The sequence below is a fragment of the Rhizobium giardinii bv. giardinii H152 genome (assembly GCF_000379605.1).
In the GTDB taxonomy this organism is placed as follows: domain Bacteria; phylum Pseudomonadota; class Alphaproteobacteria; order Rhizobiales; family Rhizobiaceae; genus Pararhizobium; species Pararhizobium giardinii.
The window spans coordinates 89,248-114,533 of the sequence record NZ_KB902578.1 but is presented as its reverse complement, the minus strand read 5'-3'; the positions used below and the strand labels follow the sequence as shown (position 1 = coordinate 114,533).

The window sequence follows — 25,286 nt, the reverse complement described above, 5'->3', positions numbered from 1 at the left end:
TCACCCCAGCCTGGCTCCGGACGCCCTCGCCCCCGTCGGCAACGTGCTATCCGGCGATTCCCCGAAAATAAGCTGAGTATCTAGCTCAACTATAAAGGCCGGGATTGTCTCTCAATGCGGAAATTGAACGTTTCTGGCCTATATTCCGCATCGCACGGGCGCACCGTCACAGTCGCTGGCTCTTCGCCCAGGTGGCCGGCGTCGCCCCGACCGTCTTGCGGAAGACGCGGGTGAAATGCGCCTGGTCGGCAAACCCGGTTTCGGCGGCCACGACGCTCATCGGCAGATCGCCCGCAAGCATCAGCGTCTTGGCGCGCTCGATGCGGGCCTTCATCTGCCACTGATGCGGCGGCAGGCCGGTAGAGGCCTTGAAGGCGTGGCTGAAATAGGACTGCGACAGGCCGGTCAGCGCCGCCAGTTCCTCCAGCCGGATGCCGCGCAGGCAGTTTTCCTCGATATAGTCGATCGAGCGGCGCAACTGCCAGGCGGCGAGTTCGCTGCGCTTGCGCGACCGCACGGGGCCGAGCCGCATGACGTCGATGAACAGCGCCACCGACAGGCCGTCGCCATAGAGATCGTGCAGCGGCTGCGGATTGGCGCATTCGGCAGCAATCAGTTCCGCCAGCGCCAGGAACCGCGGCTCGGAAAACATCAGGCGCGGCATGGCCAGCTTGCGCGGATCGAGGTCTTCCATCAACCGGCGGCTGAGCGTTTCGGCGTTGAAATGCAGATCGAGGTGGCGGACATAGTTGACGTCGACCATCTCGGCCCAGAGTTCCATGCCGGCGGGAATGTAGGAGATCATCTGGCGCCGGCTGTCTTCCGCAACCGCCTGCGTCTGGCGCAGCCGGATATTGCGCCGGCCGCCGCCCTTGGCATCGAGCACGATGAACAGCCGCGGATCATCGGCCACGTAGAAGCCGCCCGCGACCGGCGCGCATTCGACGTCCCACAGGTCCGCGACGATCCCGTTCCACTCCCGCCGGTTCAGGCCGCCGATGACGGAGAACCCCGAAATCCTGTTGTTCATGCGCGGCTGAAAGGTCATGCCTCGGTCTCAGGGGCAGCGTCGGGCCACCGGTAAAACTTGCCAATAATAGTCAAGTTTTACTAGCCGACTTTTCCCATCGTTTCAATCGCTGAAATGTCCGCAAGGCCGGGCTTTCCGGCAGTTGTGACCTTTTCGCCATGCCCGGCGCGCCGATCACAACAGTGCTCGGTTGACGTCGGCCCCTCATCCGCCCTACCGGGCACCTTCTCCCCGCCAAAAGCGGGGAGAAGGAGGCTCTCGGCACCGCATGGCGATTCAGCTAACAGTCGGCCGGGGATGTCCCCTCTCCCCGCCTGCGGGGAGAGGGTTAGGGTGAGGGGCAAAAGTCTCTCGGCGGGTTATGGCGTGTACGGAAAAGCTGCATTCTTGCAGACGTCCACAAGCCGACTTCCCGGCAGCGCAACGGTCAGATGGCGCAGCTGACGCCGGTGCCGCGCAGGCCGCAGTAGCCGTTCGGGTTTTTCGCAAGATACTGCTGATGATCGGCATCGGCGAAATAGAAAGCGCCGGCCCTGGCGATTTCCGTGGTGATCCTGCCCTTGTGCCCGGCCTTTGCCAGCGCCGCCTGGAAGGCGTCGCGCGCGGCGATCGCTTCGGCCAATTGCGCGTCGTCCTCGACATAGATGGCCGAGCGATAGGTGGTGCCGACGTCGTTGCCCTGGCGCATGCCCTGCGTCGGATCATGCTCCTCGAAGAACACCCTGAGCAGTTCGGCAAACGACACCTTGGCGGGGTCGTAGACGACCAGCACCACTTCCGTGTGGCCGGTCAGGCCCGTCGTGGTTTCCTGATAGGTCGGGTTCCTGGTGAAGCCGCCGGAATAGCCGGCCGCAGTCACATAAACGCCGGGGATCTGCCAAAGCAGCCGCTCGGCGCCCCAGAAGCAACCCATGCCGAACAGGACCTGCTTGCAGCCTGCGGGGTATGGCCCCTTCAGCGGATGCCCGTTGACGAAGTGGCGCGCGGCGGTGGGGATCTCGGTTTCGCGGCCCGGCAGAGCGTTTTGCGGGTCCGGCATCGTCGTCTTCTTGTTGAACATTTCGGTCAGGAACATGCCTGTCTCCTTCGGCTGTTTTCAATCGGCGGAAATCTCGTCGCCGATCGTCCGCGCCGGTCTCGGGGCCGGCACCGCATTCTTCAGATCTGCAGGGCGGCGCTCAGGCGGAAAAGCGGCCGGCCACCGGCGGTCGCTTGTAGCCCATCATCCAGAGCAGCAGCGCGATCAACAGGAAAAGGGCGAAGGCCGGCTGCTGCAGCGACCAGCGGATCACCGGATCCCAGAAGGCGCCGCCGGCATGCGGCCTTTCCAATGCCTCGACCAGCGACTGGGTCGACGAGCCGCCGGCCGCAAGCGCCGTTGACAGCGGCGTCAACACCGGCTGGGACGCCGAGACCGACTGGATGGCGTCCACCGAGGCCACCAGGACACCGGCAACGAGCGCCAGAAAACTTGCAAACCGCAGCAAAAACCGCATACCGCCCCTCCGCCGATCGGCCGGCAACCCATGTCCACCCGAACGGATTTCTCCCGCTCAGCAAGAAATAGGCAGAGGTCTTGCGAAGTGCAATGCCGCACTTTTGCCGCCGCGCATCACAAGAAGTCAAAAAACTGTCAGAAACCAGTTGATCCCTCAGGCTTCCTCGGTATATATCGCGCCGGTCCGCTGGTTTTGCACTTGCCGGACACCCCGATCTGGCCCTGCCGAACGGGATTTGAGGAGAAAGCAAGCGCTTGTCTCTGATCCACCGGACCCAACCGCCGGCGCGATTGACAAAACGGACAGGTGGCCGAGTGGTTGAAGGCGCACGCCTGGAAAGTGTGTATACGTGAGAGCGTATCGCGGGTTCGAATCCCGCTCTGTCCGCCATTTTTCCAGCTCCTCCCGACACGCATTACAGTTCATTGATACGGCGGGAAGCTGTGCGATAGACGCCAGACCCCTCAAGCTTCCCGCCAGGCACCCTTGACGGGGCCTGCCGATTGTGTGCGGAGTCGAGCCCGCAATCCGGGGGCGGTTTGCAGTGTTTGCGCGGATGGAAGCATGGTCATGGGAAAAATGTCGAGCGGCGTCTCGGCGACGGCAGCAGCGGCGAGGCGCGTTCGGCGGGTTGCCGTCGCATTGTCGCTCTCGATCGCGCTTGCGGGCTGTGGCGGCCATGTAAAGGGCGTCATGGAGCCGCTCAATCTTGCCGAGGCACCCAAGGGCAATGCCGTCGTCGACATGCTGGTGGCGACCAGCCGGCGGCCGTCCGACAATCCCGCCACCCTGTTTTCCGGCGAGCGCAGCACAAATCCCTCTGTCACCGATGTCGCCGTCTCGATCCCCTCGGGCAAGGAGCGCGCAGCCGGCACCGTGCAGTGGCCGAAGAAGCTGCCGCCCAATCCGGAAACGGACTTTGCCGTGGTGCGCGTCCAGCCGATCGAGACGGTTGCGCAAGCCCATGAGTGGGTGCGCCGGCATTCGAAGGGCGGCCATGCCATGGTGTTCATCCACGGCTTCAACAACACCTATGAGGATTCGGTCTTCCGTTTTGCCCAGATCGTCCACGATTCCGGCGCCGACGTAACGCCGATCCTGTTTACCTGGCCATCGCGGGCCAAGGTGCTGGATTATAACTACGACAAGGAAAGCACCAACTATTCGCGCACCTCGCTGGAAAGGGTGCTGAAGGCACTGGTCGACGACAAGAACGTCAAGAACATCACCATCCTCGCCCATTCGATGGGCACGTGGCTGGCGATGGAATCGATCCGCCAGATGGCGATCCGCGACGGGTCGCTGCCGAAAAAGATTGAAAACGTCATTCTCGCCTCGCCGGATATCGACGTCGATGTCTTTGCCCGGCAATGGAGCGAAATGGGCGACAAGCGGCCGAACTTCACCATCTTCGTCTCGCAGGACGACCGGGCGCTCGCGCTGTCCCGCTACATATCCGGCGACGTCCAGCGGCTCGGCCAGATCAATCCGGCGGAGGAACCCTACACGACCAAGCTCGAAGCTGCCGGCATCACCGTCGTCGATCTGACCAAGGTGAAATCCACCGACCGGCTGAATCACGGCAAGTTCGCCGAAAGCCCGCAGATCGTGCAGCTGATCGGCCAGCGGCTGGTCACCGGCCAGACGCTGACGGATTCGGATGTCGGCCTTGGCGACGGCATCACGGCAGTGGTCGCTGGGACCGCCAGCAACATCGGCAAGATCACCGCCTCCACGGTCGCAACTCCGGTCCATCTTCTCTCCGGAAACCTCAGGCCGACCCCGAAAAAGAGGCCCGGCGATCTCGATGCGACGCTGCAAGGCGAAAACGCGCCTCTGAATTGACGGCAAGCGACCATCCATGCTCCCGAGGGAACGCGACGTGCCCTCGGAACCATCGGCCACCAAACTCGTTCTCCTCCCAATCAAGGAGGACCATTATGCCTAAGACAATTCCCCTTCCGCCGGACGAGACATTGCACGACCGGCAACCAGGCGTGCCGCACCCCTCGCAGGACGAGCCTGTGACACCGCCTGTCACCGACAAGGATGATCCGGAAAAGCCCGATCGGGTGCTCGATCCAGCCCTGCTGCCGATCGGCGATCCCGCCGGCATGGCCTGAGGAGTGTCGACCGATGACAGCAACGTGACGCCGGAACAGAAGAAGCCGCGGGACGTGCACAGGTCGCCCGGCCAGCCCTCCCATGCCGACGAGAAATCCAAGGCACCGCCCGCGGTGCAGCCCGCTGGCGCCAAGGACGACAGCGAAAAGCCGGTGGTAAACCCGGTTACCGGCGGCGCACTTTAAGAAAGGACAATCGCGATGCCGGTATCCGAAACACCAAGAAAATCCGTCCGCCGCGAATACCGGCAGCTGATGTTTCGCCAGTTTCTGATGTGGCTGTTTGGCGTCTCGCTGCCGGCCCTTTTGGCGGTTGCCTTTTGGGTCTATTGAACCGGGCGTTGGGTTTAGTGCGGTCGCACCTCCAGCCGGTTCTCCACCAGATGCACGCCGATGACCGAGGCGGCTGCCTCCTCGGCGCAGCCGAGTTCCGTTTCGCAGGAAACATAGCCGCTTAGAACGACGGTCCGGCCGATGGCCATGACCGAAAGGCCGGACGTATCGATCAGCGCGGAATACTGGATATAGCGCAGGACCTTTTCGGCAAGTTCGTCGCCCGTCAAATCCGGGTGATCGTCCTCATGGACGTAAATCTGCTTGTGCATGGCCACCTGCCCTTCCCAAGGGACAACGCAAGCCTTTCCCGAAGGTTCCCTCGTCTGGCGCGGCGGGAGGAAGGCATTCCCCGGATCGCGTGTGTCGCGGACGACGCGGCACTGCGGGAATCGCCGCGTTCGAGGACAGCCTGTTCCTGCCGCCGGGTTGCGGCATCGCGGCGAATGGGTCTATGGCGGAAGCTCAACTCGCCAAGAGGCAGCACCCGATGTCCGATGTCTTCCTGAATGTCGTGCCGATTTTCGTCCTCATCCTCCTCGGATGGCTGATCGTGCGGACGAACTATCTGAAGGCGACCGTCGGGGAAGCGCTTGGCGATTTCGTCTTCCGGGTGGCGGTGCCGGTTCTCTTGTTCCGCACCATTGCCGAGGCCGACTTCAAGGAAGGGTCGCCCTGGCCGCTCTGGGTCGCCTATTTCTCAGGCGTTGCGGTCACATGGACGCTCGGGCATCTCGCAGCCACTGTGTTTTTCAAGAAGGATGCGCGCGTCGGTGTGCTCTCGGGCGTTTCCTCCGCCTTTGCCAATACGGTCTTCATCGGCCTGCCGCTGGTCTCCCGCAACGTCGGCGAGGACGGGGTGGTGGCGCTGTCCATCCTTTTGTCGGTGCATCTGCCCGTCATGATGATTGCCGGCACGATCCTGATGGAGCGGGCCGAGCGCAAGACCAGCGGCAAGCCGGGCCAAAGCCCCTTGCGGCTGTTGAAGGGCATTCTGCGCAATCTGGTGCGCAATCCGCTGGTCATCGGCCTTGTCTGCGGTGCGCTCGTCCATCTCGTCGGCATGCCGCCTGGCGGACCGGTCAAGGTCGTCGTCGATCAGCTCGCCTCGGTCGCCGCCCCTGCGGCGCTCGTCTCGATCGGCATGGCGCTCGACAAATACGGCCTCGTCGGCAATACCGGGCTTGCCTCGATCACCAGTGTCCTGAAGCTGGTCGTTCTGCCGGCAGCCGTCTATGGGGCCTGCCATCTGCTCGGCCTCAACAGCAACTGGACGGCCGCCCTGGTCTTGACCTCATCGGTACCGACCGGCGTCAATGCCTGGCTCATTGCCAATCATTTCAACGTCGGCCACGGGCTCGCCTCCTCGACGATCACCATCACCACCGCACTTGGCGTCATCTCGGTTTCGGCCTGGGCCTATATACTGCTGTAGGGAGAGCGGACTGCAGATTGGCCCGGCAGACGCATTTGATTGCCCATGCGGTCACGAAAAAGCCCGGCACAGGGCCGGGCCTAAGGATGTAACTGGCTGAGAAGCAACGGCTTATTGCGCCGGCGCGGCTTCCGTCGCCGGCTTGGCTGCCTCGGCTTCGGCAGCCGGCTTCACGGCTTCGCCTTCGGCGGCAGGCGTCGCGGCAGCGGAAGCGTCGGGCAGTGCCACCGGCGCATCGGCCTGTTCGCGCAGCCAGGCAATCAGGTTGGCGCGCTCTTCCGGCTTCTTGACACCGGCAAAGCCCATCGCAGTGCCGGGAACGTGCTTCTTCGGCGCTTCGATGAAGAAGCTCAGATGGTCGTAGCTCCAGGTCTTGTTGGCTTCGGCGAAGGTCTTCATGCCGGCCGAATAGCTGAAGCCCTCATGCGAGGCGATCGGACGCTCGACAACGCCCCAGAGATTCGGGCCGACCTTGTTCGCGCCGCCCTTTTCGGTGGTGTGACAGCTCGCGCATTTCTTGAAGACGGTCGCGCCAGCCGCCGGATCGGCGGATGCGAGCAGCGGCTTGATATCGACTTCGGCTTCTGCCGCGCCACCGGCACCGGCTTCCGATCCACCTTCCTCGGCGATGATGGCGAAACCTTCCTTCTCGGGAGCTTCCGAATGGAAAATGCCTTCCGACGCGATCGATACGGACATCAAAACAAAGACCGTACCAAGAAAGGCACCCACGCCCATGTTCACATATGAGTTCATCTGCAAACGCTCCCCTTGCAACCGGCGCAAACAAAACGCCGGCCTATCTTGAAATCGCGCGGAACCTATGTCTTTTGGCTTTGCGTTGCAACAGACATTATAAGCCCCGGACTGAGACCTTTTGACACTTTTCCGGCGCGTTTTGAAGGCCCAGGCATGAACAGCGACAATTTGGACAAAACCCTCATTCTCATTCCTGCCCGCATGGCCTCGACGCGCCTTCCAGGCAAGCCGCTCGCCGACATTTGCGGCCTCCCGATGATTGTGCAGGTCGCCTTGCGGGCAAAGGATGCTCAAGCCGGGCGGATCGTTGTTGCCGTCGATCACCAGGACGTATTCGATGCGGTGACCGCCGCCGGCTTCGAGGCGGTGATGACCCGCGTGGATCACCAGTCCGGTTCCGACCGTATTCATGAGGCGCTTCTGAAGAGCGACCCCGAAGGCAAGGTCGAGATCGTGATCAATGTCCAGGGCGATTTGCCGACGATCGAGCCGGAGACCATCCGCGCAGCCCTCAGGCCACTCGAAAACCCGCAGGTCGACATCGCCACGCTGACGGTGGAAATCGAGGATGAGGAAGAAAAGCGCAATCCGAACGTGGTCAAGGTCGTCGGCGCGCCTCTGTCGGCGACGCGCCTGAAGGCGCTTTATTTTACCCGCGCCACCGCGCCGCATGGCCAAGGGCCGCTCTACCATCATATCGGCCTCTATGCCTATCGGCGGGCGGCGCTGGAGAAATTCGTGTCGCTGCCGCCCTCGACACTGGAAAAGCGCGAATCGCTGGAGCAGTTGCGCGCGCTCGAAGCCGGCATGCGCATCGACGTCGAGATCGTCAGATCCATACCGCTCGGCGTCGATACCCCGGCAGACCTTGAAAAGGCCCGGCGCCTTCTTTCCGCAAAAGCCTGATTGGAACCCCTGATGATCACCAAGACCAACCGCATCTCGTTCCAGGGCGACTACGGCGCCAACTCCGACATGGCCTGCCGCGACATGTTCCCGGACATGGAACCGCTACCCTGTCAGACCTTCGAGGACGCGTTCCTGGCGGTCGAGAACGGCGAGGCCGATCTTGCGATGATCCCGATCGAAAACACGATCGCCGGCCGCGTCGCCGACATTCATCACCTGCTGCCCGAATCACGACTGCATATCGTCGGCGAATATTTCATGCCCATCCGCTTCCAGCTGATGGTGCTGCCGGGCGTGTCGCGCGACGAAATCCGCACCGTGCACAGTCATATCCATGCGCTCGGTCAGTGCCGCATGATCGTCCGCGCCAACGGCTGGAAGCCGGTGGTGGCCGGCGATACCGCGGGCGCTGCCAAGCTGGTGGCGGAACGAGGCGACCGGTCGATGGCAGCCCTTGCGCCGCGGCTCGCCGCCGATCTCTACAAGCTGGAGATCATCGCGGAAAACGTCGAGGACACGGAAAACAACGTCACGCGATTCGTCGTCCTCTCGCGCGATGCAAAGGAGATCAATCGGCAGTCGGAAAAGGACGTCATCGTCACGACCTTCGTCTTCAACGTTCGCAACATTCCCGCTTCGCTCTACAAGGCGCTCGGCGGCTTTGCGACGAATGGCATCAACATGACCAAGCTCGAGAGCTACCAACTCGGCGGCAAGTTCATCGCCACCCAGTTCTACGCCGATATCGAAGGGCATCCGGACGACCCGCACGTGCGCCAGGCCCTGGATGAACTGCGATATTTTTCCGAGAAGGTCCGCATTCTCGGCTCCTATGCCGCCCACCCGATGCGACTCGTCCTTTAGGAACGCTTCGGCCGGATTTAAAGGGCCAAAACTGACGGCTATCCTTTGTGGCCGGAAGATGGTTATTTTGCGGAGGACCCTCAGCGGTTGGTTTGACGCAGAATGCTTGTATTGCTTCGCCGATGCGCCATCATCGTATCCGACACCACTTCATGCGCATGCCGCCCACACGGCATGCGCCACAAAGGTTAGCCTATGACACTCAAACTCCTCCTCCTCGGCTCGGCGGCTGCATTGACGGTCGTGACGGGCGCGCGCGCAGCAGACGCGATCGTTGCTGCAGAACCCGAACCCCTCGAATATGTACGCGTTTGCGATGCTTTCGGTGCTGGATTCTTCTATATCCCCGGCACGGAAACATGCCTGAAGATCAGCGGCTATGTGCGATCCGATTCGAGCTTCGGCGACGACCCGTATAGCGGCGAGGATCTCGGCTGGGACGGCTTTGCGCGCGGCACCATCCGGCTCGATGCCCGCAACGAAACGGAATACGGCACCCTGCGTTCCTTTATCGAGCTGCGTAGCCAGGCGTCCGCCGATGACGAGTCGACCTATATCAACAGCGCCTATATCGAGCTGGCCGGCTTTCGCGCAGGCTATGACGATTCGCGGTTCGACACCTGGCTGAACTCGGCCGGTAACATCATCAACGACGATGTCATCGACTATACCGGCGATCGCACCAACCAGGTGAGCTATGTCTATGAAGCCGGAAACGGCTTTTCCGCCCTGATCGGCCTCGAAGAGGGCTCCGGTGATTACGATACCGGCTTTGCTCCTGTCCCGACCGCTTCGTACAGCGGTGGTGACGCGCCACATATCATCGGCGGCGTGAAATACGAGCAGGAGTGGGGCGGCATCGCCGCCGTCGGTGGCTATGACACCTACGCCGATGCCTTCGGCGGCAAGATCCGCGTCGACGTCGAGTTCAACGATGCGTTCTCGGTCTTCGTCATGGGCGGCTATCAGTCGGATTGGGACAACGACAATGGCCCCGGCGGCAGCCGTCAGCTGAACTATTATGGCCCCTGGTATGGCGACTGGGCGGCCTGGGGCGGCTTCTCCGCGACGCTGAGCGACAAGGCATCCCTGAACGGCCAGCTCGCCTATGAGGAGGATGGAACCCTGGCGGCGGCGTTGAACGTCGAATACGCGGTGGTGCCGGGCCTCATGGTGCAGCCGGAACTCAACTACACCGATTTCGGCGGCGAGCGCGGCAGCGGCGAGGCCTTCGGCGGCATCCTGCGCGTTCAGCGCAACTTCTGAACGGGAAGCGGCCTGGGCGAGAAAACACGTCGGCGTCCGCCACCAGCGGGCGCCGATTGTCGTTATCGCAGCCAGTCCAGCCAGTCGCGCATCAGTTGATGGGCGATGGCGCCCTTCGGCGGCGGGCCGAGTTCGCCGTCAGCCAGCGCCACGCCGGTGTTGCGTGCCAGCATGGCAGCCGTTTCCTCGCGGCTGAACCAGCGGCAATCCTCGAGCTCCTGTTCGTCGCGATGGATATTGCGGGACTGGGCTTCGGCATAGCAGCCGATCATCAGCGTGTGCGGCATCGGCCAGGGCTGCGAGGCATGGTAGCGGACGCGGCCGACGCGGATGCCGGATTCCTCGTGGGTTTCGCGCCGCACCGCATTCTCGATCGTTTCGCCCGGTTCGACGAAGCCCGCCAGACAGGAATACATGCCTTCCGGAAAATGCGGGCTGCGGCCGAGCAGGCAGAGATCGCGCTCGACGTCGATGGTCAGCATGATGACGACCGGATCGGTGCGCGGGAAAGCCATGTGGCCGCAGGCGGTACAGACGCGGCGGTAACCGCCGGCCTTGCTTTCCATCGCCGAGCCGCACTTGCCGCAGAAACGGTTGGCCGCATTCCAGCTGATCAGGCTTGATGCCTGCGCGAACTGGCCGAGCAGCTCGTCGGGCAGCATCTGCTGGCGATAAAGCGTGCGGCCGTCGGCAAGCTTGAAGGGCTCCGGCAGCGTTTCCTCCGTCAGGCCGACCGGAACGGCAAGCCGCGGCTCGCCGTTGGCGAGGAAACCGAGCAGGATCGCGTCGTCGAGTTCGGGCTCGAGCCCCGCCAGTTCATAGGGCGCAAACAGCGGATCCATGATTTTCTCATCGTGCTTGACGACGAGCTTGCCGCCGGAAAAGGCGAAGGCATGCGCCCCCTCCCTGCGGAAGGCGGCCTCGACGCAATCGTCCGGTCGATGTTCGGATTGCCGGTCCAGGTGATTCTCGGCGAAGGCAACGAGCGTGCTCGGCTCGGGGTGCGGGCTGTGCAGTTCGAAGATCGATTTCGTCATGATCAGAGATTTTCCAGTATCCGTGCTGCAAATGCCTTGCGCTCGTCATCGCCCCAGGGTTCGGCCGTGCCGAAACCCCAGACCGGCCCCGGCCAGTTGGCATCGCCCTCGCTGCGGGCAATGACATGGACGTGGAGCTGGCGGACGATATTGCCAAGCGCGCCGACATTGATCTTCGTCGCGCCCGTTGCCTTTTTCAATGCCGAAGCGACCATGTTCGTCTCGAAAGTCAACATCGCCTGGTCAAGCGGCGTCAGGTCGAAGATTTCCGTCACGCCGTCGCGCTGCGGAACGAGCACCATCCAGGGCCACCGGCGGTCGTTGTTGATGCGAAGCTGGCAAAGACCGAGCGTGGCGATCAGCAAGCCGTCGCGTTCAAGGCGTTCATCGATATCGAAGGCAGGCAAGCGGATCTCCCGGATCAGTGATTTTCCTTTGTTTGCACAAAGATAGCAGTTTTTTGAAGGCGTGGCTTGCATTTGGTTTCGATATTGCCGATATGAGAGCCGGGAGGTTGGTGGTGGACGAGCCACTCGCCAACCGGGTCAGGTCCGGAAGGAAGCAGCCCCAACGAGCCACGGCACGGGTCATCGTGCCAGCCTCCCACCCTTTTTCTTCCGTCCTGTCTGGACAGACTTGTAGCCAAGCGGCAGGGGCGATGAGCGAAGATACGTTGATCCCGACATCTGAAAAGCCCGCCGCCTACCGGGTTCTCGCGCGCAAATACCGCCCCAAGGATTTCTCCGACCTGATGGTCGGCCAGGAACCGATGGTGCGCACCCTCACCAACGCCTTCGAGACCGGTCGCATCGCCCAGGCCTACATGCTGACCGGCGTTCGCGGCGTCGGCAAGACGACGACGGCCCGCATCCTGGCCCGCGCGCTGAACTACAAGACGAGCGAAATCGACAAGCCGACCATCGACCTGCGCATCCCCGGCGAACATTGCCAGGCGATCATGGAAGGCCGCCATGTCGACGTGATCGAGATGGACGCCGCCTCCCATACCGGCATCGACGACATCCGCGAGATCATCGAGCAAGTGCGCTACCGGCCGGTTTCGGCGCGCTACAAGGTCTATATCATCGACGAAGTGCACATGCTCTCGACCCAGGCCTTCAACGGCCTGTTGAAGACGCTCGAAGAGCCGCCGGAGCATGTGAAGTTCATTTTCGCCACCACCGAAATCCGCAAGGTGCCGATCACCGTCCTGTCGCGCTGCCAGCGCTTCGACCTGCGCCGCATAGGCGCGTCGGATCTCGTCGGCCTGTTCACCACCATTCTCGGCAAGGAAGGCATCTCGGCCGATCCGGATGCGCTGGCGATGATCGCCCGTGCGGCCGAAGGCTCGGCGCGCGACGGCCTGTCGCTGCTCGACCAGGCGATCGCCCATGGCGGCGGCGTGGTCAAGGTCGAGGCCGTGCGCTCGATGCTCGGGCTTGCCGACCGCGCCCGCATCGTCGACCTGTTCCAGCATATCGTCAAAGGCGATGTCGCGGCCGCGCTCGAGGAGTTCAACGGGCAGTACGAGGCCGGCGCCAGCCCGTCCGTGGTGCTGACCGACCTTGCCGACTTCACCCATCTCGTCACCCGGCTGAAATATGTGCCGGATGCCGCGAACGACCAGTCGCTGAGCGAGATCGAGCGCACCCGCGGCGCCGAATTCTCGTCAGGCATCGCCGTGACGACGCTGTCGCGCATCTGGCAGATGCTCTTGAAGGGCATTCCGGAAACGGAAAGCTCGTCGCGTCCGGCCGGTGCCGCCGAAATGGTGTTGATCCGCCTTGCCCACGCCGCCCACCTGCCTGCCCCGGAAGATGCGGCCCGGCGGCTGCTCGAACTGTCGGGCGGAGAAACCGCCCGCCCGCCCGCAGCGCCGAACGGCGGCAACGGCGGTGGTGCCCAGGCGTCCGCGGCTTCCGCCGTTCAGGTTGGCGGCAGCGACATGGTTCCCGCGCAACGGACGACCGGAAACGGCGCGACCATGCTGCGCGCCGTGCCGACCATCGCAGCGCAGCCGGACATGCCGGTCGGCAAGACGGAAGAGAAACCGGTCGAAGCCCCGGCGGCAAAAGCGGAACCGAAGGTCGCCGTCAAATCGGCGAGCGACATTGCCGATCTCTGCGCCACAAACCGCGACATCAGGCTGAAGACGCTGGTGCGCAATTTCGTCCGTCTGGTCAATCTGGAGCCCGGGCGGCTGGAGATCAACCTGCCGGACGATGCGCCGAAGACGCTGGTTGCCGAGCTGCAGAAAAAGCTGGAGGATTGGACGGGCATCCGCTGGATGGTGATCCTCAGCCGCGAGCCCGGCCAGCCGACGCTTGTGGAGGCCGAAGCGGCCACCAAGGAGCGCCAGTTCAACGACGCCCGGCAGGACCCTGACGTCGCCGCCATCATCGCACGGTTTCCAGGCGCAAAGATCGCCGACGTGCGGATAAAGGGGCCGGAACCGGAGGAAGAGCCGCAGGCCGTGGCCGCAGCCGAATCCGCGGAAGGCGATATCCTTCCCGGCGACGATATCGAGCACTAAGTCTTAACGATCACTGCGAGACAAGAAGAGGACATGGCGATGCGCGACATCATGGGCATGATGGGCAAGGTCAAGGAAATGCAGGCCAAGATGGAAAAGATGCAGGAAGAGATTTCTGCGCTCGAAGTCGACGGCTCCTCCGGCGGCGGTCTGGTCACCGTTCGCATGGACGGCAAGGGCAACCTGAAAGGCATCAAGATCGACCCGTCGTTGTTCAAGGAAGACGATGTCGAGATTCTCGAAGACCTGATCGTCGCCGCCCACAAGGACGGCAAGGACAAGGCCGAGGCGATCACCGCCGAAAAGACCCGCGCGCTCACCGCCGGCCTGCCGATCCCGCCCGGCATGAAACTGCCGTTCTGAGCCGCACGACGACACAGGCGAGTGGCCAGGCAAAAGCCGGTCGTAGGATTGCGGACGCTTATGCGCGGCTAAGCTCGGCACGCAGCTTGTGGTGGATCGGCGCGGCGAGATAGCGGTCGCGGTCCTTGCCGGAGACGGTCCTGCCGAAAGTTTCAAGCAGTTCCGGCATCAGGACTGGCAGCCCGGAATAGGCGCGAAGGGTGACGGCATCGCCGGCCTGAACCACACCATCCTTGAGCACGCGGCAATAGAAGCCCGGTCGCCCTGCAGCGAGAAAGCGCTTCGGGAAGCCCGGATCCTCCATCCGTGCCGCGAGCGTGGCGCAGGGAATGCGCGCCGAAGTGACCTCGAGCTCGATCCTGTCGGTCGAGAACCGGTCGCCGACCGATATCCTGCGGCTGTCTGCACCTTCGATCACCAGATTTTCGCCGAACGTGCCCGGCTCCAGCTTGCGTCCCAGTTCCTTCGACCACCAGTCGAGGTCGATCGAGCCGAGGGCATAGACCGCCTGATCGACACCGCCATGATGCTTGCGATTGCAGATCCGGTCGCCGATCAGCCCCTCGCGATCGACCATCACGCCGGCTTCGACCGGATGTTTGAAGATGCCCGTCCGGTAGGACTTTCCCGGCAGGATTTCGGCGCTGCCGGTACAGACGGCCAGGATTTTCATGGGCGATCCTCTCGTTTTAAGCGATTCCGTTCCCCCGAGATATGGAGTAGAACCGCCGCATGGCAAAGCGAGTCACCGGCCCCGAAATCGAAAAACTCATTCAGCTTCTGGCGAAGGTGCCCGGGCTCGGGCCGCGCTCGGCCCGGCGCGCAGCCCTTCATCTCGTCAAGAAGAAGGACCAGTTGCTCGGCCCGCTCGCCGCCGCGATGGGCGACGCCTACGCCAAGGTCCGGATCTGCTCGTGCTGCGGCAATGTCGACACCAGCGATCCCTGCAGCGTCTGCACCGACGACCGGCGCGACAATTCCGTCATCATCGTCGTCGAGGACGTCTCCGATCTCTGGGCGCTGGAGCGGGCAAGCGCGATGAACACCGCCTATCATGTGCTCGGCGGCACGCTCTCGCCACTCGACGGCGTCGGCCCCGACGACCTCAACATCAAGGGCCTGATCGAGCGCGTCTCGAAGGGCGGCGTGCGCGAGCTGATCATCGCGGTGAACGCCACCGTCGAGGGCCAGACGACGGCGCACTACATCACCGACCAACTCGACGGGCTTGACGTCAAGATCACCCGCCTCGCCCACGGCGTGCCCGTCGGCGGCGAACTGGACTATCTGGACGAAGGCACGCTGACGGCGGCATTGCGGGCGAGGACGGTAATTTGAGAATGCAACGGGCCCTCCTCGTGCCGAGAGCACCCACCTCCCTCCGTCACTCCGTGACATCTCTCCCTCGAGGGGGGAGACTGGCCGCAGAGCTCTTTCGCTTCAGCAATACGGTGAGCAGCCTGCTGAAAGGCCGGCAACGGACAAGAACAATCTCCCCCCTTGTGGGGGAGATGTCGGCGCAGCCGACAGAGAGGGGTAAGGCGCGGCAAACTCTGGCGATTGTGATCGCGACCATTGCATCGCTGATGCCGCTGCCCGCCCTCGCCGCTTCGAAGGCCCAGACGGAGGCGCAGTTCCGCCAGTGGCTGCAGACCGATCTCTGGCCGGAAGCGCAGAAGGCCGGCATTTCGGAAAAATCCTTCAATGCCGCCTTTGCCGGCGTCAAGCTCAACTGGGACCTGCCGGACCTCGTGCCGCCGGGCACCAAGCCGCCAAGCGAGCAGAAGCAGAGCCAGGCGGAATTCTCCTCGCCGGGCGCGTATTTCTCCGAGGAGCGGCTGCAGGGACTGGCCGCCACCGGCCGCAGCCTTGCCAAGTCCCATGCCGCAACGCTCAAGCGGATCGAGAAGACCTATGGCGTGCCGGGTCCGGTCGTGCTCGCCATCTGGGGCCGCGAATCCGGCTTCGGCCGGGCGAAGATCCCGCATCCGATCATCGACGTGCTGGCGACCAAGACCTTCATGTCGACGCGCGGCGATCTCTTCCGCCGCGAACTGATCGCCGCCCTGCATATCCTCGACAGCGGCGACGTGCGCGAGGCGGAGATGAAGGGCTCCTGGGCCGGCGCCATGGGCCAGCCGCAGTTCCTGCCGACGAGCTTCTTGAAATATGCCGTCGATTTCGACGGCGACGGACGCCGCGACATCTGGAATTCGGTGCCGGACGTGCTCGGCTCGATTGCCCATTATATGGCGGAAAAAGGCTGGCAGCGCGGCCGCGACTGGGGCTTCGAGGTCAGCATTCCCGCCAAGGTCTCCTGTGCGCAGGAAGGCCCCGACCTTGCCAAGCCGATATCTCAATGGGCTTCGACCGGCATCGAGCGCGTGTCCGGCAAGGCGTTTCCGGCCGGCGAAGCCAAGGCCAGCGGCATGATGCTGGTGCCGGCCGGACGCCACGGGCCGGAATTCATCGTCACGCCGAACTTCTACGTGATCAAGGAATACAACAACTCCGACCTCTACGCCCTGTTCATCGGCAACCTCGCCGACCGGATTTCATCGGGCGGCGGCGCCTTCAAGGGCCAATTCGGCGACGTCGGCAAGATGCTGCGCTCGGATGTCTTGAAGATGCAGAAGAACCTGCAGGCCCAGGGCTATGATATCGGCAAGGCGGACGGGCTGGCCGGCTACAAGACCCGCCGCTCGCTGGGCGACTGGCAGGCGAAGAATGGCCTGGCGCCCACATGCTTTCCGGATGCGGGGCTGAAGGCCAGGTTGCGCTAAGAAGCGGCAACACCATCACTCAGTGCATGTCCACCTGCTGCTTGTAGCGCTCGTAGTCATAGGGAAGGATGGTCTGGCGTTCGATCATCCGGTGCACGCGCGGCGGGGTCTCGCCGCGATGCAGATCCAGGAGCCGATCGCCGATTTCTGCGTCGGCCTGCGTCCGGCGCTGGTTGTGGCGGACATATTCCACCCAGGTCGGGACATGATATGTCTCGGTCCACACCGTCGGGTTTTCCAGGTCGCGCATCAGTCCCCATTGCCCGGCGCCATCACGGATGCGGATGCGGCGGCGTTCGGCCATGGCCGTCAGGAAGGCCGGCACGTCGTCATCGGCGATGTCGTAGTCGATCATCACCACGATCGGTCCGCTGCGCGGCTTGAGATCGAGCTTCAGGAGCGGCTCTGAAAAGCGGTTGAGCGGATCGAGGTTGAGCGACTGGAATTCCGGCAAGGGCAATCTCAGGCCGATGGCCGCGCCGACGACCATCAGCGCGGCCGAGGCGATCAGCGCAGTGGCCGGGCCATAGGTCTCGGCCGCCTGCCCCCACATCCAGCTGCCCGCGGCGATGCCGCCGAAAGTGGTGGTCTGGTAGAGCGACAAGGCCCGGCCGACCACCCAGCGCGGAGTGGAGAGTTGCACCGTCGTGTTGAACAGCGACAGGGCCAGCACCCAGCCGGCGCCGGAGAGAAGAAGCGCAAGGCTGGTCAGCCAGCCATGGGAGCTGGACGCGGTGACGAGCGCGCTGACGGCGAAACCGGCAAAGGCGATGCGCACGATCCACTCGCTCGACAGATGCTCGCGCAGCCGGGCGCTCAACAGCGCGCCGCCGATGGCGCCGAGGCCGAAGGCGCCGAGCATGATGCCGTAGGTGAGCGGCCCGCCGGCAACGAGATTGCGGGCGACCAGCGGCAGCAGCGCAAGGATGGCGCTGGCCGACAGGCCGAAGACGAAGCCGCGGAACAGCACCTTGCCGATATTGGGGGACATGGCGACATAGCGCAGGCCGGCGGAAATCGCCCGGCCCATCGATTCGCGCGGCAGCGTCGAGAGCGTCACTTCGCGGCGCCAGCGGATGAGCGTGAAGAGAAGCGCGAAATAGCTGAGCGTATTGGCCGCGAAGGCGGCGGCGGCGCCGGCCGCGGCGACGATGGCACCGCCGATCGCCGGGCCGACCGAGCGGGTGATGTTGAAGCCCATGCTGTTCAGCGCCACGGCGGCGGGAAGCACGTCGCGCGGCACCATGTCGCCGACCGACGCCTGCCAGGACGGGTTGTTCAGCGCCGTGCCGCAGCCGATCAGGAAGGTGAAAAGCAGAAGCAGCCAGGGCGTGACGAGGCCGAAATAGGTGCAGACCGTCAGAAGCGCCGAGACGGCCAGCATGAAACACTGGGCGATCAGCATGATGCGGCGCCGGTCGAAATTGTCGGCAAGCGCGCCGGAGACGAGCGAGAACAGCATGATCGGCAGCGAGGTCGAAGCCTGCACCAGCGCCACCATGTTCACCGAATCCGAGATCGACGTCATCATCCAGGCAGCACCGACGGCCTGGACGAGCCCGCCGAAGTTGGAGGCGAGGCTGGCCACCCAGATGACGCGAAACGTGTCGTGCCGGAAGGGCGCCAATGGCGATAGGCGATGCGGCAAGCGTTGTCCCCACCCTGTCAGTCTTTGATTGTCGTTATGATGGGCAATCTAGGCCAGATCATGCATCGGGCAAGCAAAAGTGCGGACACAGGCAGGATTTAGCCACTTGGGTCCCGCATCGCCCGGCAAGCCACGGCATATCTTGCATTTGCGGATGATCAAGCGTATATGACGCTCAAATTCTTGATCGGTTGATGAAGAGTGGGCCCGTCAGGACCCGCTCTTTTTTATTAGCCGATGGTTTGGGAGAGCATCGTTTGTCCGACACGACAGCGACAGAAAACACGCAGGAACCGCGGCTGATCACCGAAACCGGGATCGACCGTCGCATCGCCGACATCATCGAGCCGGTGCTCGTTCCGATGGGATACCAGCTGGTGCGAGTTCGTCTGACCTCGCAGAACGGCGCGACACTGCAGATCATGGCAGAGCGCACCGACGGCACGATGACGGTCCAGGATTGCGAAGCCATCTCGACGGCGATTTCGCCGGTTCTCGATGTGGAAGATCCGGTCGACAAGGCGTATCATCTGGAAGTGTCCTCGCCCGGCATCGACCGGCCGATGGTGCGCAAGTCGGATTTCAGCCGCTGGGCCGGCCATCTGATCAAATGCGAGACCTCGATCCTGGTCGACAATCGCAAGCGTTTTCGGGGCAAGATCGTTGCGGCCGATGATGAGGGTTTCACCATCGAGCGCGACCAGCCGGCTTATGGCGAAGAGCCGCGGGTTACCATTCCCTTCACCGCGCTGGCTGAAGGCAGGCTGATCCTGACGGATGACCTGATCCGCGATGCGCTGGCAGCAGACAAGAAGGCCAAGGCCGCACAGGCGGCGAACGAAAACTTCGAAGACGAAGATTCGCCGATCGAATGAGTTTATGGCGCGGGACGCTTCAGGACGAAGCCCCGGCAATCAGACGGAGACTTGAAAATGGCAGTGAGTGCTAACCGGCTCGAACTTCTGCAGATCGCGGATGCCGTCGCGCGCGAAAAGGTGATCGACCGCGAGATCGTTCTGGCCGCCATGGCCGACGCGATCCAGAAGGCGGCACGCTCGCGCTATGGTTCGGAAAGCAACATCCGCGCCGACATCAATTCCAAGACCGGGGAAATCCGCCTTCAGCGCCTGCTCGAAGTGGTCGAGGCTGCCGAGGACTATTCCACGCAGATCCCGCTCGAACTGGCGCGTGACCGCAACCCGGACGCCAAGCTCGGCGACTTCATCGCCGATCCGCTGCCGCCGATGGATTTCGGCCGCATCGCCGCCCAGTCGGCCAAGCAGGTCATCGTCCAGAAGGTGCGCGAAGCCGAGCGCGACCGCCAGTACGACGAATTCAAGGATCGCATCGGCGAAATCGTCAACGGCACGGTCAAGCGCGTCGAATATGGCAACGTCATCGTCGACCTCGGCCGTGGCGAAGGCATCATCCGTCGTGACGAAATGATCCCGCGCGAGAACATGCGTTATGGCGATCGCGTCCGCTCCTATGTCTATGACGTGCGTCGCGAACAGCGCGGCCCGCAGATCTTCCTGTCGCGTACCCATCCGCAGTTCATGGTGAAGCTGTTCACCATGGAAGTTCCGGAAATCTACGACGGCATCATCCAGATCCGCTCGGTTGCCCGCGACCCCGGCTCGCGCGCCAAGATCGCCGTGATCTCGAACGATAGTTCGATCGATCCGGTCGGCGCCTGCGTCGGTATGCGCGGTTCGCGCGTCCAGGCCGTCGTCGCCGAACTGCAGGGCGAAAAGATCGACATCATTCCGTGGTCCCAGGATCCGGCGTCGTTCATCGTCAACGCGCTGCAGCCGGCCGAAGTCGCCAAGGTCGTTCTCGACGAGGACGCCGAGCGCATCGAAGTCGTCGTGCCGGACGAGCAGCTGTCGCTCGCCATCGGCCGCCGCGGCCAGAACGTCCGCCTCGCCTCGCAGCTTACCGGCTGGGACATCGACATCATGACGGAAGCGGAAGAATCCGAACGCCGTCAGAAGGAATTCAACGAGCGCACTAACCTGTTCATGGAAGCGCTCGACGTCGACGAAATGGTCGGCCAGGTTCTGGCTTCGGAAGGCTTCGCCGCCGTCGAGGAACTGGCTTACGTTGAACTCGACGAAATCGCCTCGATCGACGGCTTCGATGAAGACACGGCAAACGAGCTGCAGACCCGCGCCCGCGAATATCTCGAGCGCCTGGAAGCGGAAATGGACGCCAAGCGCAAGGAACTCGGCGTGTCCGACGAACTGCGCTCGATCGACGGCATGACCGCCCAGATGCTGGTGGCGCTCGGCGAAGACGGCATCAAGTCGATGGAAGACTTTGCAGGCTGCGCCGCCGACGACCTCGTCGGCTGGTCCGAGCGCAAGGACGGCGAGACGAAGAAGTTCGAAGGCCTGTTCTCCAAGCTCGAAGTCTCGCGCATCGAAGCCGAGCGCATGGTGCTGCAGGCGCGTCTCGCGGCCGGCTGGATCACGCAGGAAGATCTGGCGCGCGAGGAAGAAGCGCTCGAAGTCGTGGAAGGCGCGGAACAGGACGCCTGAAAAGGCGTTGCTGATCGTGATCCGGGCCGCTGATGCTGCTTGAAGACAAAGATCCCGCCGGGGACATCGAAGGTGAAGCAGTGAACGGCCGCATGTGCATCGTGACACGCCAGAGCGGGACGCCGGAAACGCTGATCCGCTTTGTCGCCGCCCCTGACGGCCGGGTGGTGCCGGACCTGAAGAAGCAGTTGCCGGGTCGCGGCTGCTGGGTCAGCGCCGAACGGGCCGTGCTCGAAAAGGCAATCGCCAAAAAGCTGTTCGCCCGCGCCCTGAAGGCCGATGTGACAGCCGGGCCGGAACTCGCCGACGAGGTGGACCGGCTCTTGTCGATCCAGCTCGCCGGCATGATGAACATGGCGCGCAAGGCCGCACAGTTCATCAGTGGCGCCTCGAAGGTGGAGCAGGCGGTGCGCGCCATGGCAGCGCTCGCCACGTTCCACGCGGTCGATGCGGCCGCCGACGGGGTGCGCAAGATTGACCAGGCCCGCAAGGCGATGAGCTTTGTCGCCGACGACGGACAGGAAATACCCTCCTTCCGCTTCTTCACCGAGGCGGAAATGGAGGGGCTTTTGGGTCAGAATGCTTTTATCCACGCTTGCGCGCTTGCAGGGCAGGCGGGTGAGGGTGTAGTGAAGCGCGCAAACATGCTCGCAAGGTACCGGGGAACCGTCCCGGTCCGAGCCGTTGGCGCCGACACTGGCTTGCCGACACAATGACGCGGGTCACCGGCGAAGGCCGGCCAAACTGCGATTGTACATATCAAATCGAACGACGGGGTCTGGTGATACGCATCCGGCCCTGATCTTAGGAAACGGAACGGAATGACCGACAACAACGACGACAAGACTTTCGGCGGAGTGAAGAAGACGCTGACCCTGAAGCCCTCCGGGGTCAGTCAGGGAACTGTTCGGCAGGACATGGGTCGGGGCCGGACGAAGGCGGTCGTGGTCGAAACGCGCAAGCGGCGGCCGCATCGGCCGGAAGACGAAAAACCGGTTGTTCCAATCACCACCCCGGCCGCGCGCGCGCCGGAGCAACGGCCGACGCCCGTCCAGCAGCCATCGCGTCCTGCGCCGCAGGCCCAGCAGCCGCGCCAGGACAACCGCCAGCAGGACAGCAACCGGCCGCGCGTCGGCGTGGTGCTGAACCAGCTTTCGGCCGGAGAGATCGATGCGCGCCGTCGTGCGCTTGCAGAAGCGCAGGCCCGCGACGCCGAAGACGCCAAGCGCCGCGCTGCCGAAGAGGCGCGCCGCCAGGCCGAGGAAGCCGCCCGCCTGAAGCAGGAGCAGGAAGAAGCCGCCCGCCGCGCCGCGGAAGAGGCTGCCCGCTCGCCTGCCGAACGCGAAGCCGACAGGGTCGCAGCCGAAGCGGCAAAGGCCGCGGAAGCAGAAGCAGCCGCGGTCGAAGCCCGCAGGGCCGAAGACCGGGCACGCGCCCAGGCCGTCAAGCCCGCGACGACGCCGACGGTTACGCCGCCGGTTGGCCTGCGCGCCCGCAAGCCGGAAACCGAAGACGACGATGCCCGCCCGAACCGCGGTGGTGCCGCCCCCGTGCGCGGCAAGGTCGTTCGTCCGGAACCGGCCAAGGTCCCGGCCCGCCCGAAGACCGAGGAAGAGCGCCGCAAGGGCAAGCTGACGCTGACCGCCGCTCTCGACGAAGACGGCAATGCGCGCGGCCGCTCGATGGCCGCGATGCGCCGCCGGCAGGAGAAGTTCCGCCGCAGCCAGATGCAGGAAACCCGCGAAAAGGTGATGCGCGAAGTGATTTTGCCGGAAACCATCACCATTCAGGAACTGTCGCAGCGCATGTCCGAACGGGCTGTCGACGTGATCAAGTACCTGATGAAGGAAGGCCAGATGATGAAGCCGGGCGACGTCATTGACGCCGACCTTGCCGAACTCATCGCCGGCGAATTCGGCCATACCGTCAAGCGCGTTTCGGAATCCGACGTCGAGGAAGGCATCTTCGATGCGGCCGATACCGGCGAAATGCTGCCGCGTCCGCCGATCGTCACCATCATGGGCCACGTCGACCACGGCAAGACTTCGCTGCTCGACGCCATCCGCCATGCGAACGTCGTGTCCGGTGAAGCCGGCGGCATCACCCAGCATATCGGCGCCTACCAGGTGGAGCAGAACGGCAACAAGATCACCTTCATCGACACCCCCGGCCACGCCGCGTTCACCGCGATGCGTGCCCGTGGCGCGCAGGCGACCGACATTGCCGTGCTGGTCGTCGCGGCCGACGACAGCGTGATGCCGCAGACGATCGAATCGATCAACCACGCCAAGGCGGCCGGCGTGCCGATCATCGTGGCGATCAACAAGATCGACAAGCACGAGGCAAACCCGGACAAGGTGCGCCAGCAGCTGCTGCAGCACGAAGTCTTCGTCGAATCCATGGGCGGTGAAGTGCTCGACGTCGAGGTTTCGGCCAAGACGCACAAGAACCTCGACAAGCTGCTGGAAGCCATCCTGCTTCAGGCGGAAATTCTCGATCTTCGCGCCGATCCGGACCGGACTGCCGAAGGCACCGTCGTCGAAGCGCAGCTCGACCGTGGCCGCGGCTCGGTTGCCACCGTCCTCGTCCAGAAGGGCACGCTGACGCCCGGCCAGATCATCGTCGCCGGTGACCAGTGGGGTCGCGTGCGCGCGCTCGTCAACGACAAGGGCGAACACGTCAAGGAAGCCCCGCCGTCGATGCCGGTGGAAATCCTCGGCCTTTCCGGCACGCCGCAGGCGGGCGACAAGTTCGCCGTCGTCGAGAACGAGAGCCGCGCCCGCGAAATCTCCGAATATCGTCAGCGGCTCGCCCGCGACAAGGCTGTCGCGCGCGCCTCCGGCCAGCGCGGCTCGCTCGAGCAGATGATGATGACCATGCAGAATACCGGGCTCAAGGAGTTCCCGCTGGTCATCAAGGGCGACGTGCAGGGCTCGATCGAAGCCATTGCCGGCGCCCTCGAAAAGCTCGGCAACGACGAAGTGCGCGCCCGTATCGTCCATTCGGGCGCCGGCGCCATCACCGAGTCCGACATCTCGCTGGCGGAAGCCTCGAATGCCGCGATCATCGGCTTCAACGTCCGCGCCAATGCGCAGGCCCGCACGGCCGCCGAGCGCGCCGGCATCGAGATCCGCTACTACAACATCATCTACGACCTGACGGATGACGTGAAGGCGGCGATGTCGGGCCTGCTGTCGCCGGAGCGCCGCGAAACCTTCCTCGGCAATGCCGAGATCCTGGAGGTGTTCAACATCACCAAGGTCGGCAAGGTCGCCGGTTGCCGCGTCGTCGAAGGCAAGGTCGAGCGTGGCGCAGGCGTCCGCCTGGTGCGCGACAACGTCGTCATCCACGAAGGCAAGCTCAAGACGCTCAAGCGCTTCAAGGACGAAGTCTCCGAAGTGCCGATGGGCCAGGAATGCGGCATGGCCTTCGAAAACTACGAAGACATCCGCGCCGGAGACACGATCGAGTGCTTCCGCGTCGAGCATATCACCCGCACGCTGTAATGGCGTCCGGGCTGAAATGACACTCTTGAGAATGGCGGCCTCGGCCGCCATTTTGCTGTGCGGCTGTATCGGCGGCACAAAAAGGCCCGGAGAGCGGAAATACCGCCGTCCGGGCCGCAACTCAGTCTTGCAGCCTCGCGCGTCGAAGAGGACGCGCAAAGCAGCCGTCGAGGCCGATCAGATCTGCCGGCCGAGCTTCGCGTCCACCGACTGCGAATTCGAGCCGCGAACGGCGAAGAACAGGAAGATTGCCGCCCAGAGGATCGATTTCTCCGCGCCGGCAAGCCCCTCGCCCGTGACGACGCCGTGGAAATAGACGGTCACCAGCAGCACGATCATCGCCGCAAACGAGGCGGGCCGGGTGAACAGGCCGATCGCAACGAGAATGCCGCCGAAGAATTCGGTCGCCGACAGGAGCGGCGACCAGAAGACGCCCGGATAGAAGCCGAGGCCTTCGACCATGCCCACGGCGCCGAAGGGATTGATGATCTTGCCGTAGCCATGGGTAACGAGAAGCACGCCCGCGACGACGCGCAAAAGCGTTTCGGCCGTCGCATCGAATGGCAGGTAGAGCTTTTGCAGGGCAGGCAGCATGGCTGGCGGCCGGTTTGATGAAATGTCAGTCATGTCGACTCCTCGTGAATTTTCGCAACCCGAC

At 63.6% G+C, this 25,286-nt stretch carries 26 protein-coding genes, 1 tRNA gene and 1 other RNA gene; 18 read left to right on the top strand and 10 right to left on the bottom strand.

The annotated features are described in order from the left end of the window. Positions 1-166: 166 nt before the first annotated feature. The 3 genes from A3AY_RS0100590 to A3AY_RS0100580 all read right to left on the bottom strand — a co-directional run bounded on the left by A3AY_RS0100590 (position 167) and on the right by A3AY_RS0100580 (position 2,526). Positions 167-1,048: a helix-turn-helix domain-containing protein gene (locus tag A3AY_RS0100590; RefSeq protein ID WP_018323722.1), complete on the bottom strand. Its 882-nt coding sequence runs from the start codon at positions 1,046-1,048 to the stop codon at positions 167-169. Between the two features lie 409 nt (positions 1,049-1,457). Beyond that, a complete protein-coding gene (msrA, locus tag A3AY_RS0100585; RefSeq protein ID WP_018323721.1) occupies positions 1,458-2,105 on the bottom strand; it encodes a peptide-methionine (S)-S-oxide reductase MsrA in 648 nt (215 codons plus the stop codon). 103 nt (positions 2,106-2,208) lie between these two features. Next, a complete protein-coding gene (locus A3AY_RS0100580) occupies positions 2,209-2,526 on the bottom strand; it encodes a hypothetical protein (RefSeq protein ID WP_018323720.1) in 318 nt (105 codons plus the stop codon). Positions 2,527-2,829: 303 nt separating this feature from the next. Between A3AY_RS0100580 and A3AY_RS0100575 the strand changes: the two genes are divergently transcribed. From A3AY_RS0100575 to A3AY_RS41005, 5 genes are all read left to right on the top strand, one after another. Further along, positions 2,830-2,919, top strand: a tRNA-Ser gene (locus tag A3AY_RS0100575). A 180-nt stretch (positions 2,920-3,099) separates the two neighbouring features. Continuing rightward, the gene (locus A3AY_RS0100570) at positions 3,100-4,374 is read left to right on the top strand and encodes an alpha/beta hydrolase (protein ID WP_420830234.1); all 1,275 of its coding nucleotides are present in this window, start codon (positions 3,100-3,102) and stop codon (positions 4,372-4,374) included. A gap of 95 nt (positions 4,375-4,469) precedes the next feature. Continuing rightward, positions 4,470-4,652: a hypothetical protein gene (locus A3AY_RS0100565; protein WP_018323718.1), complete on the top strand. Its 183-nt coding sequence runs from the start codon at positions 4,470-4,472 to the stop codon at positions 4,650-4,652. A gap of 3 nt (positions 4,653-4,655) precedes the next feature. Beyond that, on the top strand, positions 4,656-4,838 hold the full coding sequence (locus A3AY_RS0100560; protein WP_018323717.1) for a hypothetical protein: 183 nt from the start codon (positions 4,656-4,658) through the stop codon (positions 4,836-4,838). Positions 4,839-4,853: 15 nt separating this feature from the next. Then, positions 4,854-4,985 carry a hypothetical protein gene (locus tag A3AY_RS41005; protein ID WP_018323716.1) on the top strand — a complete coding sequence of 44 codons (132 nt, stop codon included), beginning with the start codon at positions 4,854-4,856 and terminating at the stop codon, positions 4,983-4,985. A gap of 14 nt (positions 4,986-4,999) precedes the next feature. Here A3AY_RS41005 and A3AY_RS0100550 read toward each other — a convergent pair whose 3' ends face one another. Then, positions 5,000-5,257: a BON domain-containing protein gene (locus A3AY_RS0100550; RefSeq protein ID WP_018323715.1), complete on the bottom strand. Its 258-nt coding sequence runs from the start codon at positions 5,255-5,257 to the stop codon at positions 5,000-5,002. 218 nt (positions 5,258-5,475) lie between these two features. Here A3AY_RS0100550 and A3AY_RS0100545 point away from each other — a divergent pair, with 218 nt between their 5' ends. After that, the gene (locus tag A3AY_RS0100545; protein ID WP_026202970.1) at positions 5,476-6,420 is read left to right on the top strand and encodes an AEC family transporter; all 945 of its coding nucleotides are present in this window, start codon (positions 5,476-5,478) and stop codon (positions 6,418-6,420) included. 111 nt (positions 6,421-6,531) lie between these two features. On the opposite strand, the gene A3AY_RS0100540 is transcribed toward A3AY_RS0100545, so the two are convergent. Beyond that, on the bottom strand, positions 6,532-7,176 hold the full coding sequence (locus tag A3AY_RS0100540) for a c-type cytochrome (RefSeq protein ID WP_018323713.1): 645 nt from the start codon (positions 7,174-7,176) through the stop codon (positions 6,532-6,534). A gap of 156 nt (positions 7,177-7,332) precedes the next feature. Between A3AY_RS0100540 and A3AY_RS0100535 the strand changes: the two genes are divergently transcribed. The 3 genes from A3AY_RS0100535 (at position 7,333) to A3AY_RS0100525 (ending at position 10,218) form a co-directional block, all read left to right on the top strand. After that, entirely contained in the window at positions 7,333-8,085 is a 753-nt protein-coding gene (locus tag A3AY_RS0100535; protein WP_018323712.1) for a 3-deoxy-manno-octulosonate cytidylyltransferase, read from the top strand. A 12-nt stretch (positions 8,086-8,097) separates the two neighbouring features. Further along, complete coding sequence (locus tag A3AY_RS0100530; protein WP_026202969.1) at positions 8,098-8,952, top strand: prephenate dehydratase; 855 nt, start codon at positions 8,098-8,100, stop codon at positions 8,950-8,952. A gap of 195 nt (positions 8,953-9,147) precedes the next feature. Beyond that, positions 9,148-10,218, top strand: a complete 1,071-nt coding sequence (locus A3AY_RS0100525; protein ID WP_018323710.1) for a porin — start codon at positions 9,148-9,150, stop codon at positions 10,216-10,218. Between the two features lie 62 nt (positions 10,219-10,280). Here the strand turns inward: A3AY_RS0100525 and nudC are convergent, their stop codons facing one another. Next, positions 10,281-11,255 carry an NAD(+) diphosphatase gene (gene nudC / locus A3AY_RS0100520; protein ID WP_018323709.1) on the bottom strand — a complete coding sequence of 325 codons (975 nt, stop codon included), beginning with the start codon at positions 11,253-11,255 and terminating at the stop codon, positions 10,281-10,283. A 2-nt stretch (positions 11,256-11,257) separates the two neighbouring features. Further along, complete coding sequence (locus tag A3AY_RS0100515) at positions 11,258-11,662, bottom strand: HIT domain-containing protein (RefSeq protein WP_051108264.1); 405 nt, start codon at positions 11,660-11,662, stop codon at positions 11,258-11,260. 102 nt (positions 11,663-11,764) lie between these two features. Here A3AY_RS0100515 and ffs point away from each other — a divergent pair. The 3 genes from ffs to A3AY_RS0100505 all read left to right on the top strand — a co-directional run bounded on the left by ffs (position 11,765) and on the right by A3AY_RS0100505 (position 14,151). Beyond that, an RNA gene (gene ffs / locus A3AY_RS37290) (signal recognition particle sRNA small type) lies at positions 11,765-11,862 on the top strand. Between the two features lie 51 nt (positions 11,863-11,913). After that, complete coding sequence (locus tag A3AY_RS0100510) at positions 11,914-13,788, top strand: DNA polymerase III subunit gamma/tau (protein ID WP_018323707.1); 1,875 nt, start codon at positions 11,914-11,916, stop codon at positions 13,786-13,788. A gap of 39 nt (positions 13,789-13,827) precedes the next feature. Next, positions 13,828-14,151 carry a YbaB/EbfC family nucleoid-associated protein gene (locus A3AY_RS0100505; RefSeq protein WP_026202966.1) on the top strand — a complete coding sequence of 108 codons (324 nt, stop codon included), beginning with the start codon at positions 13,828-13,830 and terminating at the stop codon, positions 14,149-14,151. Between the two features lie 58 nt (positions 14,152-14,209). Here the strand turns inward: A3AY_RS0100505 and A3AY_RS0100500 are convergent, their stop codons facing one another. After that, positions 14,210-14,824 (bottom strand): MOSC domain-containing protein, encoded by a 615-nt coding sequence (locus A3AY_RS0100500; RefSeq protein WP_018323705.1) that lies wholly within the window; start codon positions 14,822-14,824, stop codon positions 14,210-14,212. A gap of 59 nt (positions 14,825-14,883) precedes the next feature. On the opposite strand from A3AY_RS0100500, the gene recR reads away from it, so the two are divergent. Together recR and A3AY_RS0100490 are read left to right on the top strand one after the other, a co-directional pair. Next, the gene (recR, locus tag A3AY_RS0100495; RefSeq protein WP_018323704.1) at positions 14,884-15,489 is read left to right on the top strand and encodes a recombination mediator RecR; all 606 of its coding nucleotides are present in this window, start codon (positions 14,884-14,886) and stop codon (positions 15,487-15,489) included. Positions 15,490-15,737: 248 nt separating this feature from the next. Further along, positions 15,738-16,934 carry a lytic murein transglycosylase gene (locus A3AY_RS0100490; RefSeq protein WP_210312403.1) on the top strand — a complete coding sequence of 399 codons (1,197 nt, stop codon included), beginning with the start codon at positions 15,738-15,740 and terminating at the stop codon, positions 16,932-16,934. 19 nt (positions 16,935-16,953) lie between these two features. Here the strand turns inward: A3AY_RS0100490 and A3AY_RS0100485 are convergent, their stop codons facing one another. Beyond that, a complete protein-coding gene (locus A3AY_RS0100485; protein WP_026202965.1) occupies positions 16,954-18,582 on the bottom strand; it encodes an MFS transporter in 1,629 nt (542 codons plus the stop codon). Between the two features lie 257 nt (positions 18,583-18,839). Here A3AY_RS0100485 and rimP point away from each other — a divergent pair, with 257 nt between their 5' ends. The 4 genes from rimP to infB all read left to right on the top strand — a co-directional run bounded on the left by rimP (position 18,840) and on the right by infB (position 24,628). Further along, complete coding sequence (rimP, locus tag A3AY_RS0100480; protein WP_018323701.1) at positions 18,840-19,457, top strand: ribosome maturation factor RimP; 618 nt, start codon at positions 18,840-18,842, stop codon at positions 19,455-19,457. 57 nt (positions 19,458-19,514) lie between these two features. Continuing rightward, positions 19,515-21,122 carry a transcription termination factor NusA gene (gene nusA / locus A3AY_RS0100475; protein WP_018323700.1) on the top strand — a complete coding sequence of 536 codons (1,608 nt, stop codon included), beginning with the start codon at positions 19,515-19,517 and terminating at the stop codon, positions 21,120-21,122. A gap of 32 nt (positions 21,123-21,154) precedes the next feature. Further along, the gene (locus tag A3AY_RS0100470; protein WP_018323699.1) at positions 21,155-21,838 is read left to right on the top strand and encodes an RNA-binding protein; all 684 of its coding nucleotides are present in this window, start codon (positions 21,155-21,157) and stop codon (positions 21,836-21,838) included. Positions 21,839-21,943: 105 nt separating this feature from the next. Further along, entirely contained in the window at positions 21,944-24,628 is a 2,685-nt protein-coding gene (gene infB / locus A3AY_RS0100465; protein ID WP_018323698.1) for a translation initiation factor IF-2, read from the top strand. A 177-nt stretch (positions 24,629-24,805) separates the two neighbouring features. On the opposite strand, the gene A3AY_RS0100460 is transcribed toward infB, so the two are convergent. Then, positions 24,806-25,255 (bottom strand): DoxX family protein, encoded by a 450-nt coding sequence (locus tag A3AY_RS0100460; protein ID WP_018323697.1) that lies wholly within the window; start codon positions 25,253-25,255, stop codon positions 24,806-24,808. Positions 25,256-25,286: the final 31 nt, after the last annotated feature.

Bases quoted from the DNA above. Each gene is read 5' to 3' on its own strand.
- A3AY_RS0100490 (WP_210312403.1), top strand. From the start codon at position 15,738: ATGCCGCTGCCCGCCCTCGCCGCTTCGAAGGCCCAGACGGAGGCGCAG.
- nusA (WP_018323700.1), top strand. From the start codon at position 19,515: ATGGCAGTGAGTGCTAACCGGCTCGAACTTCTGCAGATCGCGGATGCC.
- A3AY_RS0100505 (WP_026202966.1), top strand. From the start codon at position 13,828: ATGCGCGACATCATGGGCATGATGGGCAAGGTCAAGGAAATGCAGGCC.
- A3AY_RS0100510 (WP_018323707.1), top strand. From the start codon at position 11,914: ATGAGCGAAGATACGTTGATCCCGACATCTGAAAAGCCCGCCGCCTAC.
- A3AY_RS0100565 (WP_018323718.1), top strand. From the start codon at position 4,470: ATGCCTAAGACAATTCCCCTTCCGCCGGACGAGACATTGCACGACCGG.
- recR (WP_018323704.1), top strand. From the start codon at position 14,884: ATGGCAAAGCGAGTCACCGGCCCCGAAATCGAAAAACTCATTCAGCTT.
- A3AY_RS0100540 (WP_018323713.1), bottom strand. From the start codon at position 7,176: ATGAACTCATATGTGAACATGGGCGTGGGTGCCTTTCTTGGTACGGTC.
- A3AY_RS0100460 (WP_018323697.1), bottom strand. From the start codon at position 25,255: ATGACTGACATTTCATCAAACCGGCCGCCAGCCATGCTGCCTGCCCTG.
- msrA (WP_018323721.1), bottom strand. From the start codon at position 2,105: ATGTTCCTGACCGAAATGTTCAACAAGAAGACGACGATGCCGGACCCG.
- infB (WP_018323698.1), top strand. From the start codon at position 21,944: ATGACCGACAACAACGACGACAAGACTTTCGGCGGAGTGAAGAAGACG.
- A3AY_RS0100545 (WP_026202970.1), top strand. From the start codon at position 5,476: ATGTCCGATGTCTTCCTGAATGTCGTGCCGATTTTCGTCCTCATCCTC.
- A3AY_RS0100590 (WP_018323722.1), bottom strand. From the start codon at position 1,048: ATGACCTTTCAGCCGCGCATGAACAACAGGATTTCGGGGTTCTCCGTC.
- A3AY_RS0100500 (WP_018323705.1), bottom strand. From the start codon at position 14,824: ATGAAAATCCTGGCCGTCTGTACCGGCAGCGCCGAAATCCTGCCGGGA.
- A3AY_RS0100530 (WP_026202969.1), top strand. From the start codon at position 8,098: ATGATCACCAAGACCAACCGCATCTCGTTCCAGGGCGACTACGGCGCC.
- A3AY_RS0100470 (WP_018323699.1), top strand. From the start codon at position 21,155: ATGCTGCTTGAAGACAAAGATCCCGCCGGGGACATCGAAGGTGAAGCA.
- A3AY_RS41005 (WP_018323716.1), top strand. From the start codon at position 4,854: ATGCCGGTATCCGAAACACCAAGAAAATCCGTCCGCCGCGAATACCGG.
- A3AY_RS0100525 (WP_018323710.1), top strand. From the start codon at position 9,148: ATGACACTCAAACTCCTCCTCCTCGGCTCGGCGGCTGCATTGACGGTC.
- nudC (WP_018323709.1), bottom strand. From the start codon at position 11,255: ATGACGAAATCGATCTTCGAACTGCACAGCCCGCACCCCGAGCCGAGC.
- A3AY_RS0100570 (WP_420830234.1), top strand. From the start codon at position 3,100: ATGGGAAAAATGTCGAGCGGCGTCTCGGCGACGGCAGCAGCGGCGAGG.
- A3AY_RS0100550 (WP_018323715.1), bottom strand. From the start codon at position 5,257: ATGCACAAGCAGATTTACGTCCATGAGGACGATCACCCGGATTTGACG.
- A3AY_RS0100535 (WP_018323712.1), top strand. From the start codon at position 7,333: ATGAACAGCGACAATTTGGACAAAACCCTCATTCTCATTCCTGCCCGC.
- A3AY_RS0100580 (WP_018323720.1), bottom strand. From the start codon at position 2,526: ATGCGGTTTTTGCTGCGGTTTGCAAGTTTTCTGGCGCTCGTTGCCGGT.